At 64.1% G+C, this 11319-nt stretch carries 7 protein-coding genes; all 7 read left to right on the top strand.

Annotation, left to right across the window (positions count from 1 at the left end):
* Window positions 1-267, top strand: a 267-nt coding sequence (locus tag ACOVQ0_RS06735; protein WP_421881874.1) for an adenosylhomocysteinase, incomplete at its 5' end; no start/stop codon positions are given.
* A 250-nt stretch (window positions 268-517) separates the two neighbouring features.
* Complete coding sequence (locus tag ACOVQ0_RS06740) at window positions 518-2866, top strand: PAS-domain containing protein (RefSeq protein ID WP_421881892.1); 2349 nt, start codon at window positions 518-520, stop codon at window positions 2864-2866.
* Window positions 2863-3312: a tRNA (adenosine(37)-N6)-threonylcarbamoyltransferase complex ATPase subunit type 1 TsaE gene (tsaE, locus tag ACOVQ0_RS06745; RefSeq protein WP_421881877.1), complete on the top strand. Its 450-nt coding sequence runs from the start codon at window positions 2863-2865 to the stop codon at window positions 3310-3312. Before ACOVQ0_RS06740 ends, tsaE begins: the two co-directional genes overlap by 4 nt.
* Window positions 3303-4286: an aminoglycoside phosphotransferase family protein gene (locus ACOVQ0_RS06750; protein ID WP_421881879.1), complete on the top strand. Its 984-nt coding sequence runs from the start codon at window positions 3303-3305 to the stop codon at window positions 4284-4286. The genes tsaE and ACOVQ0_RS06750 overlap by 10 nt, the downstream gene beginning before the upstream one ends.
* Window positions 4283-5005 carry a nucleotidyltransferase family protein gene (locus ACOVQ0_RS06755; protein ID WP_421881882.1) on the top strand — a complete coding sequence of 241 codons (723 nt, stop codon included), beginning with the start codon at window positions 4283-4285 and terminating at the stop codon, window positions 5003-5005. Before ACOVQ0_RS06750 ends, ACOVQ0_RS06755 begins: the two co-directional genes overlap by 4 nt.
* Window positions 5005-7977 carry a double-strand break repair protein AddB gene (gene addB / locus ACOVQ0_RS06760; RefSeq protein ID WP_421881886.1) on the top strand — a complete coding sequence of 991 codons (2973 nt, stop codon included), beginning with the start codon at window positions 5005-5007 and terminating at the stop codon, window positions 7975-7977. The genes ACOVQ0_RS06755 and addB overlap by 1 nt, the downstream gene beginning before the upstream one ends.
* Window positions 7974-11319 (top strand): double-strand break repair helicase AddA (gene addA / locus ACOVQ0_RS06765; protein ID WP_421881889.1); only part of this gene is annotated, 3346 nt, incomplete at its 3' end. The genes addB and addA, both read left to right, overlap by 4 nt.

The following is an 11319-nucleotide window of genomic DNA, read 5'->3' on the forward strand; positions in this document are numbered from 1 at the left end:
GTGAACCTGGGCTGCGCCACCGGCCACCCGAGCTTCGTGATGTCGGCCAGCTTCACCAACCAGACGCTGGCGCAGATCGAACTCTGGACCAAGAGCGAGAACTACAAGAACGACGTCTATGTGCTGCCCAAGCACCTCGACGAAAAGGTTGCGGCGCTTCACCTCGAAAAGCTGGGCGTGCAACTGACCAAGCTGAGCAAGAAGCAGGCCGATTACATCGGCGTGCCCGAAGTTGGCCCGTTCAAGCCGGATCACTACCGCTACTAAAAGTGGTATAGTGATCCGCGTCCCCGCGAAGGCGGGGACCTCAGTCGGTTTAGACGGACCGAGCCGGAACACGCAGAAGCCCTCGCCATAGTGCGGGGGCTTTTCGCGTTTGGGGCATTGTAAACCGACTGAGGCCCCCGCCTGCGCGGGGGCGCAATCCTTGGGTAGTGCAGCAAGTAACATCCGGTTGATTGCACCAAAGCAATTCGCCGCATTGTAATTGTGCAGCGCACGCCGTAGCGAAAGCGGGATGCCGTTGTTCAACCAGACTGCGCTGGTACTGATCGGAGTGCTGCTTGCCGCATGGACGGTGGGGGCGGGATGGTTCGTGCTTGATGCCCGCCGCCGTGCGCGCAAGGGCGAGGCCGTGCAGCGCCAGGCACGCAAGCTGGCCCGCATGGTGGATGAATCGCCCGCGCTACCTTTGCTGGTGCGCGCCGATGGCCGGATTGAAGGCCCTGCGCGGCTTGCCGGATGGTTCGGATTCGATGCTATGCCGGGCTATATGTCGGAACTCGATTCCGAAGGTCGCGGCTTCGACGAGGTTCAGCTTTCATGGTTGAGCGATGCTGTTCGCAAGGCGCAGAAAACGGGTGCCCCGTTCCGTATGGCGCTGACGCCACGGGGCGGCACGCGGAGCCTTGCGGCGCATGGCCACCTTGCCGATCCGCAGGTTTCGCCGGGCGGCTCTGCGCTGGTTTGGTTCTTCGATTTTTCCGAAAGTCAGGAAGAACTGGTCCGCCTGCGAGAGGAAACACAAGGAGCCAAGGCCGATTTCGCCGGGCTTGCCGGATTGATCGAAGCGGCTCCGTTACCGATGTGGTTCCGAGGGAGCGACCTGCGGCTCAGGTTGGTCAATAGCGCTTACGTAAAGGCCGTTGGCGCGGCGAGCGCAGATGCGGTGATCGCGCAAGGTATCGAACTGATCGAGCCGATCGAGGGCTTGAGCGCGGCGCAAGTCGCCCGGCAGGCGCAGGCGCGGCGTATTCCGGTGGAACGCTCCGTTCTTGCCACGATCAAGGGGCAGCGCCGCGCGGTGCGCGTTACCGATCTGCCGCTGGGCGATGATGGCATTGCCGGATACGCAGTCGATATCGAGGAAATGGAAGAACTGATCCGCCAGTTCCGCCGCTTCCGCGAAGCCCAGCGTGAAATGCTCGACACGCTGTCCGCCGGGATCGCGCAGTTCGACGAGAAGCGAAATCTCGTTTTCGCAAATCAGCCGTTCCTGCGCATCTTCGGCGTGCCGCAAGCGTGGGTTGTCGATACGCCGCCGTTCGACCGTGTGATCGACCGAATGCGTGATGCCGGGCGCCTGCCCGAAGTGCGCGATTTCCCTGAATGGCGGCGCGAGCGGCAGGCCTGGTTCCTGTCGCGTGTGCCGGTAGAGGAATCATGGCATCTTTCGGGCGGCACGCATTTGCGCGTCGTGGGGCAGCCCATGCCCGATGGCGGTTTGCTGATGATCTTTGAGGATCGGACTGAGCAACTGCAACTGAGTGCGACGCGCGACACCTTGTTGCGCACTCGCACGGCCACGTTTGATAACCTGTTTGAATCGCTCGCCGTCTTTGCGCCGGATGGCAAGTTGCAACTGTGGAACCGGCGCTTCGCCGCGGATTGGGCTTTGGAAGAGGACTTTCTCTCGACCCATCCGCGCGCCGATGTGCTGCTGGGGCGCATTGCTTCGCAGCTTAAACGGCCCGCCCAGATCGGCACAATCGCGCAAGTCATTCAGGCCGCTACGCTGGAGCGCAAGCAGCGCGCCGGCAGGTTGACGCTGGCGGACGGGCGGCATCTGGCGCTGGCGGGCGTGCCGCTTCCCGATGGCAACGGAATGCTCACGGTTCTTGACATTACCGATAGCCAGAAGGCCGAAGCGGCCCTGCGTGAACGCAATGCCGCTCTGGTCGAAGCTGACGCGGTGAAGACGCGCTTCATTGCCAACATGAGCTACGAATTCCGTACACCGCTGACCTCGATCGGTGGCTTTGCCGAACTTCTGCAAAGCGGCATCGCGGGCGATCTGACCGAGCAGCAGGACGAATATGTCGCCGCTATCCTCGCCTCGGTAGAACGATTGGGCGAGCAGATCGAAAACGTGCTGGACCTGTCACAGAGCGAGGCGGGCACGCTGCCACTGGCGCAGGAGCCGGTCGAGGTGTTCCCCCTGCTGACGGACGTTGTGACCGAACGTGCCGAACGCATATCTGCCGCAGGGCTGACGCTCGATCTGCGCGGGGACAAGTCTGCCGGAACAATTAAAGGCGATGCCCGCCGTCTGCGCCGCGCCTTCGGACAATTGCTGGACAATGCGATTGCCGCAACGCCCGAAGGTGGGCGCATTCTGGTTGAGGCTGCACGCAAGAAGGGCGGCCACTTGCAGGTCGTGGTGTCGGACAACGGGTGTGGAATGGAGCCAGCGGTGCTGGCGCGCGCGCTTGACGGTTTGAAAGTCAGCCCGGATGGCAAGGCGGTGGAGCGGCGGCAGGGATTGGGCCTGCCTTTGGTGCGCCAGCTTGTCGAAGCGCACGGTGGTACGCTTGAACTTCTGTCCGAACCGGGCCTTGGCACCAGCGCAATCGTGGTTCTGCCATGATCGTCGATCTGCCCGATCTTGCCGCGTCCGAGGTTTTTGCGCGCCGTATTGCCAGTGCCTTGCGCAGCGGTGATGTTGTGGCGCTTTCGGGCGGTCTGGGTGCAGGCAAGACGACGCTTGCGCGCGGGATCATCGCCGCGCTTGGCCATCAGGGCGAAGTGCCAAGCCCCAGCTTTGCGATCATCGAAGTCTACGATCCGCCCGCCGTGCGTCTTCCGCTGGTCCATGCTGATTTCTATCGGCTGGAAGATCCTGCCGAAGTCGAAGAGATCGGCCTGGACGATTACCGGCACGGCGCTGCGCTGTTGGCGGAATGGCCGGAACATGCAGGCGGCTTCGCGCATGAGCCGGGCTGTCTTTCTATTGAGCTGGAATCCACGGAAAAGGGCAGGCGGGCCATTGTAACTGCCGGACCCGATTGGCTAGAGCGAGGCGCATGGATCTGACCATTCCTTCGGGCGTCGAAACCTTCCTCACGCAGGCAGGTTGGGGCGGTGCCGTGATCGAACCCTTGCCGGGGGACGCATCGTTCCGCCGGTATTTCCGTATCCGCCGTTCCAATGGCAACGCGATGCTGATGCACGCCCCGCCACCCAACGAAGATCCGCAACCGTTTCTGCGCGCGGCAAAGTGGCTTGACGCCAATGGTCTGCGTGCGCCGCTGATCCTTGCCGAAGATGCAGAGCAGGGCTTCGTCCTGCTGGAAGACTTTGGCGAAGTTCGGATGCGCGAATACCTCGATGCCTGGCCGCAGGATGAGGATGAGGTTTACCGCAACGCCATCGACGCGCTGGTGCAGTTGCGCAAGCTGCCGCCGGGGCCGTTCACCGGCTACACGTTGGCCGAATACCAGCGCGAGGCTCAGCTTTTCATCGATTGGTACGTGCCCACGCGCGGCCTTTATGTTGATGGGCGCAGTTGGTCGAACGCATGGGAAGAGGTGATTTCGCAGCTTCTTCCGCGCCAGCGCCCCGGCGTAACCGTGCTGCGCGATTATCATGCCGAAAACGTGATGCTGCTGGGCGGGCTGGAAAAGCAGGGGCTGCTTGATTTTCAGGACGCGCTGGCGGGGCACCCGGCCTATGATCTCGTCTCGCTGCTGCAGGATGCGCGGCGTGATGTATCGCCCGATCTCGAAGCGCGGATGCTGGATTATTACCTGCAGCAGACAGGTGAGGGTGAGGATTTCCTTGCCGATTATGCGCGCCTTGGTGCGCAGCGGAATGCCAAGATCGTCGGCATTTTCGTACGGCTGTGGAAGCGCGACGGAAAGCCGCGCTATCTCGATTACATTCCGCGCGTGTGGGCATTGATGGAGCGCGATCTGGCGCACCCGGCGCTTGCCCCGGTGGCGCGATGGTTTGACGAACATATCCCGGCGGACCTGCGCGCTGCGGGCGGAGGCAAGTTCGAAGTATGACGAAGGTGCTGGCCAGCGATGTGGCGATGGTCCTTTCTGCGGGCCTGGGCAAACGGATGCGCCCGCTTACCGCATCACGCCCAAAACCGCTGGTGCAGGTGGCCGGAAAGCCACTGATCGATCATGCGCTGGACAAGTTGAGCGAAGCCGGGGTGGCGCGGGCCGTGGTCAACGTCCACTACCTTGCCGATGCGATGGAAGCCTATCTTGCGCAGCGGAAGGTTCCTGAGGTCACCATTTCGGACGAACGGTCCGCTCTGCTGGAAACCGGCGGCGGCATGGTGAAGGCGCTGCCGCTGATCGGTAGCGATCCGTTCTTCTGCCTGAATTCCGACAACATCTGGCTCGATGGGCCGCGCAATGTCTTCGCGCACCTTTCCGACCACTGGGATGCCGACAGGATGGACGCGCTGTTGCTGCTGGTTCCTCACGCGCGCGCATTCAACTATCGCGGGAAGGGTGATTTCCACATGGACGCGATGGGGCGGATTTCACGCCGTCGCTCCGGCAGGGTCGCTCCATTTATCTACAGCGGCATTCAGATCGTATCGCACCGACTGCTGCGCGATGCGCCCGAAGGCGCATTTGGCACGATGACATTGTGGCAGCGCGCAATGGAAGAAGGGCGGCTCTACGGCCTCTCGCACCTTGGCCTGTGGTATGAAGTGGGCGAGCCGCAGATGATCGCGCCGACTGAGGCTGCGCTCAAGAGCGACTGATGGCAAACGGCTCCACTCGCCCGCGCGTCTGGTCGATCGCGGCGCACCGTGGCTTTGCCGATGCGCTGGTTGCGGGCCTGATCCCACGGTATCGCGAAGAGCGCTTTGGTCTGGCGCGGCTCACGCTGCTTCTGCCAAGTCAGCGCGCCGTGCGCACTATTACCGAAGCGTTCGTGCGGGCGAGCGGTGCAGGCCTGCTGCTGCCGCGCATGGCGGTGGTGGGCGATCTCGATCTTGACGAGACGCTGGGGCCGCTGCTCGATCCCATCGGGGCAGGGGCGGATATTCCCGCAGCGGTTGATCCCACGTTCCGCCTGTTGCGCCTTGCCGCGTTGTTGCGCGATGAACTGGCCGACGAGGCTCCGGGGGAAGCGGCGCTGATCCGGCAGGCCAAGGGTATGGCGCAGGGTATCGACCGGCTGCTCGTCGAAGGCGTGCGCGTGGAAGACATGCTGGATGAAAGCGTCGTCGGCGTGGCGGCGGAGCTTTCGGGCCACTGGCAGGACGCGACCCGGCTGTTCGCTACGATCTTTGCCAGGTGGCAGTTGGAACTGCTGGCGCTGGGGAAGGTGGATGCGCCGGAACGCCGCAACCGCCTGCTCGATCATGCGGCGCAAAGCTGGAAAGGCAGCCCTCCAGCGCATCCGATCATTGCGGCTGGCGTGACTTCGGCCTCGCCCGCTGTCGCGCGGTTGCTGCGCGTGGTGGCTGATATGACCGATGGTGGGGTGGTCCTGCCCGATCTTGATCTCGCGCTCGACCCTGCGGTGTGGGATGCGCTCGGCTCGGCGGGCGGCCCGGATGGTGCGGTGTTTGAACGCGGCGATTTGGTCACCCATCCACAATATCACCTCAAGCTCCTGCTCAACCGCATGGGCGTGGCGCGCGATGAGGTGGAGCCTTGGCACCGATCGGGTCTTTCACCTGCGCCGCCCGAACGCAGCCGCGCGATCTCCAACCTGTTCCTGCCGCCAGAGGCAAGCGCGGCATGGGTCTCGCTGGAAGCCAAGGACCGTCGCCTGTCCGGCGTCCGCGTGATGGAAAGCGCCCATCCTGAAGAGGAAGCGCAGGCCATTGCCGTGCTGGTGCGCGAGGCTCTGGCCGAACCCGAACGCCGGGTTGCGGTGATCACGCCCGATCGCGGCCTTGCGGCCCGTGTCGTTGCGCATCTGGCGCGCTGGAACGTGGTGGCAGACGATACTGCCGGGCGCCCACTGCCATTGACTGCCGCCGGGCGCGTGCTGCTGCAACTGGCCGAACTGGTCGCCGAACGCGCTGCACCGGTGCCGCTGCTGGCCTTGCTTGGTCATCCGCTGGTGCAGGCGGGTGAGGGGCGTGCGGTGTGGCTTGAACGGGTGCGCCAGCTTGATCTGCTATTGCGTGGACCAAGGCCGGGGCCGGGCCTTCCCGCCATTCGCCAGCGCATCAAGGAGAATGAGCGCCGCTACCCCGGCCTTGCCGAATGGTGGTCTGGGGTAGAAGATTTGCTGTTCCCGCTCGTATCGCTTGAAGGCGCAGTAATGCTGGATGCCGCGCTGATCGCTCTGTCCGATGCAGGCGAGGCTTTGTGCGGCACCGGCTTGTGGGCGCAGGCCGATGGCCGCTGCCTCTCGCAGTTCGTCGAGCGTTGGCGGGAAGCTGCCACTACCGCTCCCACACTGCTTGCCTGCGAGGAACTGCCTGCGCTGCTGCGCGATGCGATGGAGGACGTTTCGGTCCGCCCGCCTTATGGCGGCCACCCGCGCCTTGCCATCTACGGCTTGCTCGAAGCGCGGATGAGCCGCGCCGATCTGGTCATTTGCGGCGGGTTGACAGAGGGCACCTGGCCCGGCAATCCCACGCCCGATCCCATGCTGGCCCCGCCAGTGCTGCGCGCGCTGGGCATACCCGGTGCGGATTTCCGCATCGGTCTTTCCGCGCACGATCTCGCCGCTGCTCTTGGCGCGCCCGAAGTCGTGTTGAGCCACGCCCTGCGCGATGCAAGCGGCCCGGTCATCCCATCGCGTTTCCTGCTGCGCATTCACGCGATGCTGGGCGAGCAATTGCGCCATGAAACCCGCGCGGTGGATCTTGCTCGGACTCTGTCCAATCCGCCACCGGTTGCGCCGCACCCCCGCCCGCATCCCATGCCCAGCGCCGAACAGCGCAAGGTGGAGATCGCTGTCACTGCGCTGGATCGTCTGCGCGGTGATCCCTACCAGTTCTATGCCTCGGCCATCTTGTCCTTGCGCAGTCTCGATCCGGTCGATGCTGATCCAACGCCCGCGTGGAAGGGCGATGCGGTCCACAAAATTCTTCAGGATTGGCATGAAGCTGGCGGGCTACCGGGACAGTTGGTGCCGTTGGCGGAACAGCGGTTCGACGAAATGAGCGCCCACCCCTTCATGCGTGCCATGTGGAAACCGCGCTTGATCGACGCACTGCACTGGATCGAGGAAGAAACCGACCGCCTTGCGGGTGAGGGGCGCGAGGTCTTCGCCATCGAGAAGCGGGGCGAAATGCGCATCGATGGCATCCGTATCCACGGCAGGGCCGACCGTATCGACAAACTGGCGGACGGCACGCTGGCGGTGGTCGATTACAAGACCGGCAAGCCCCCTTCGGGCCGCATGGTGCAGGAAGGGTATGCCTTGCAACTCGGCCTGATCGGCATGATTGCGGTGCAGGGCCAAATGGATGGCGTCACAGGTCAACCATCGCGCTTCGAATACTGGTCGCTTGGCCGAAACAAGGAGCGCGGGTTCGGCTTTATGGAAACGCCGGTTCTCGAAGGCCGCAAAAAGTCTGGCATCCCGCTTGACCAGTTCCTGCCCGAAACCGAACGTTTTCTGCGCGAGGCCATCGCCCGCTGGCTGCTGGGCAATGAACCGTTCACCGCGCGGCTCAATCCCGATCTGCCGGGCTATGCCGACTACGACCAGTTGATGCGTCTCGACGAATGGCAGGGCCGTGAAGGCGAGGGTGAAGCATGAGCAAGGTCTATCCGCTCAAAGACAATCAGGCTCACGCCGTCCACCCGCAGCGCACCGTCTGGCTTTCGGCCTCGGCAGGCACGGGCAAGACGCAGGTGCTTTCGGCCCGCGTGCTGCGCCTGCTTTTGCAGGACGGGGTTGAGCCGGAGCAGATACTTTGCCTGACCTTCACCAAGGCGGGGGCTGCCGAAATGGCCACGCGCGTCAACGAAGTGCTGGCGGGGTGGGTGCGATTGCCAGAGATCGAACTTGCCGCGCAACTCAGGGCCATCGGCGCGCCGTTCGGCCCCGAAACCGTGGCGCGGGCGCGCAGCCGCTTTGCCGCCGTGCTCGATTGCCCCGGCGGCGGGTTACGGATCGAGACGATCCACGCCTTCTGCCAATGGCTGCTTGCTTCGTTCCCGGTAGAAGCGGGCCTGCGCCCCGGCACTCGCGCGATGGAAGACCGTGATCGCGCGCTGCTGGTGCGTCAGGTGCTGGCCGAACTGCTGGTCAATGCGCAGGATCAGGGCGACGAAAGCCTGATCGATAACCTCGCCACGCTTTCTCGCCGGATGAGCGAGGATCAGGTCGAAAGCTTCCTGCTCCGCTGCGCCAGCGCGCTCGACCTGTGGCAGGGGGCTGGCGCATGGCAACCGCCGCTGCGTCCGCGCATCAACCGGGTGATCGGGTTGGGCGAGGACGATGGCCCGGACAGTCTCGTCACGCTGTGTTCGGATGATGCGTTCGATACGCCCGCGCTGCGGTCCTGCCTTGAAGTTCTGCTCGATTGGAACACGGCCAACGGCGCGAAAATGGCAGGCCCGATTGCGGAATGGCTGGCCGCCGCGCCGGAAGATCGCGCGCGCGATATCGAAGCTCTGGCCAAGGCGCTGTGCAACGCCGAAGGCGAGCCGAAGTGGCTCAAGAACCTGCTCAAGATCGATGGTTCTTACGTCGAGGCTGCTGAGCGCGTCATCGCCTGCATTGAAGCCGTGCGCGCCCGCAAGGCGCAACTCGATCTTGCAGACCTTCTCGAAACTGCGCTCACCGTCGGTCGCCGCTTTGCCCTTGCATGGGATGCGGCCAAGGCGCGCGAAGGTTTCATCGATTTCGACGACCAGATCCGCACCGCCGCCGAACTCCTGACCAAGCGTGCCAGTGCAGACTGGATTCGTTTCAAGCTCGACCGTCGTTTCGACCACATCCTTGTGGATGAGGCGCAGGATACCAACGCCTCGCAGTGGGAAATCGTGCTCGAAGGGCTGGTTTCGGACTTCTTCACCGGCGAAGGGCAACGTGGCCCCGCCGTGCGCACGCTGTTCGTGGTAGGCGATTACAAGCAGGCGATCTTCGGCTTTCAGGGCACCAGCCCCGAAAACTTCGCGCGCGCCAGCCACAAGGTGCGCGCCCAGCTTGCCGATGTGGCCGATATCCTGCGCGACCCCGACCGCAAGCTGCTCGAACTTGGCCTCGGCCAGTCGTTCCGCACCGCGCGCCCGATCCTCGATTTCGTCGATGCCGCGATAGATCACATCAGCTGGGACCGTCTCGGGCTGGAAAGCAAACCCGAACGTCACGTCGGACTGGATATCCCCGGCACGGTCGGCCTCTGGCGCGTGGTCGGTGACGATGCCACCGAAGACGACGATGCAGGCGAAAGCGCGGGCGATGAAGGCGCGGAAAGCTGGCTTTCCCGTCCCGACCGCAAGCTGGCCGATCAGATCGCATTGCAGGTAAAAGGCTGGATCGACGCAGGTTTCCCGCTCAGCAAGGGCGGACCGAAGAATGCCGGGTCGGGCGATGTCATGGTGCTGGTGCGCAAGCGCAAGGAACTGGCAGGGTTGATCGTCGCGCGCCTTCACGCGCGAGGGGTGCCTGTCGCAGGTGTCGACAGGTTGCGTCTTGGTGCACCTCTGGCTGTCAAGGATCTGGTTGCGGCGCTGCGCTTTGCCGCGCAGCCGCTGGACGATCTCAACCTTGCCTCGCTGCTGGTGTCACCCCTGATCCGGTGGTCGCAGGAAGACCTGTTGGAACATGGCTACCGCACGCCCGATCAGGTCAGGGGCAAAGTGAGGCTGTGGGAACTGCTGCGGCGTAGCGGGCATCCTTTCGTTGCCGAAACCGTGGCAAAGCTGGTCAGCCTTTTGGGTCGCGCCGATTTCGATCCCCCGCAAGCGTTGCTGCACTGGCTTTTGGTTGGCCCGTGGGATGGGCGCGCGCAGCTTGTCGCAAGGCTGGGGCGCGAAGCGAACGATCCGATCGACGAACTGCTCAACGCCGCGATGGCCTATGCCAGCGCAAACGTGCCCAGTCTTGCCGGTTTCCTGCAGTGGTTCGACGCGGGCGAAGGCGAGTTGAAGCGCGAGGCGGGCAAGGCCGAAGGGCTGGTGCGGGTGATGACCGTTCACGGCTCAAAAGGTCTGCAAGCGCCGATCGTTATCCTTGCCGATGCGGCCGACGATCCCGACGCCTCGCCGCCGCGCGGGTTGGAGCTTGTCGAAGATGTGTTGGGCACCCGGCGCAAGGTGCCCCTGCCGCCGCTGCGCAAAGAAGAGAAGGCACCCGCTGTCATCGATGCCGAGGCGGAAGCTGCCTTGGCCGAGCGTGAGGAGCATTGGCGACTGCTCTATGTGGCCATGACACGCGCAGAGGAAGCGCTGTTCATCGCAGGCGCAAAGGGCAAGAAGCGCCGGAAGAGCGGCGGCGAATTGCCCGAAGACAGTTGGTATGCGCAGCTTGAACCACTGTTCGGCGAAGACTGGCGTGACGATGCGCTTTGGGGTGGAATCCGGCGGATCGGCGGACCACCGCCGTTTGCGCCCGTTCGACAGGAAGCTGCCGTCGCGCCGCGCATGGCCTTGCCGGAAGTGCTGCTCACACCCGTAGGTGCCGAACCGCGCCCGCCGCGCCCGCTGGCTCCGTCATCGCTGGGCGAAGACGATGCGCCCGATCCTCCCGCTCCGGCGGGTCCGCACGCGATGCTGGCGGCGCGGCGCGGCACGCTGATGCACCGGCTGATGGAGCGGTTGCCCGAACTGGCACCGGATCAACGCCGCACTGCCGGTCTGGCATGGTTGGCCCGAACGGACGATGCCTTCGATGCCGCCGATCACGCGAGCATGGTGGATTCGGCGATGGCCGTGCTTTCGCATCCAGATTGGGCCGACGTATTCGGCGCGGAATCGCTGGCCGAAGTGCCGCTTGCCGCTGTTGTCGGTGGGCGTGTGGTCAGCGGCACGGTGGACCGGCTGGTGATCGGCGCGGATCGTATCCGCATTGTCGATTTCAAGACCGCGCGGCGGCCTCCGGCTTCGTTGAGCGATGTTCCAGCAGCCTATGTCCGGCAGATGGCAGCCTATG

The organism is Novosphingobium sp. (assembly GCF_049240505.1).
In the GTDB taxonomy this organism is placed as follows: domain Bacteria; phylum Pseudomonadota; class Alphaproteobacteria; order Sphingomonadales; family Sphingomonadaceae; genus Novosphingobium.

Excerpts from the sequence above, each read along its gene's own strand:
- tsaE (WP_421881877.1), top strand. The coding sequence starts at position 2,863 with ATGATCGTCGATCTGCCCGATCTTGCCGCGTCCGAGGTTTTTGCGCGC.
- ACOVQ0_RS06740 (WP_421881892.1), top strand. The coding sequence starts at position 518 with ATGCCGTTGTTCAACCAGACTGCGCTGGTACTGATCGGAGTGCTGCTT.
- ACOVQ0_RS06755 (WP_421881882.1), top strand. The coding sequence starts at position 4,283 with ATGACGAAGGTGCTGGCCAGCGATGTGGCGATGGTCCTTTCTGCGGGC.
- addB (WP_421881886.1), top strand. The coding sequence starts at position 5,005 with ATGGCAAACGGCTCCACTCGCCCGCGCGTCTGGTCGATCGCGGCGCAC.
- ACOVQ0_RS06750 (WP_421881879.1), top strand. The coding sequence starts at position 3,303 with ATGGATCTGACCATTCCTTCGGGCGTCGAAACCTTCCTCACGCAGGCA.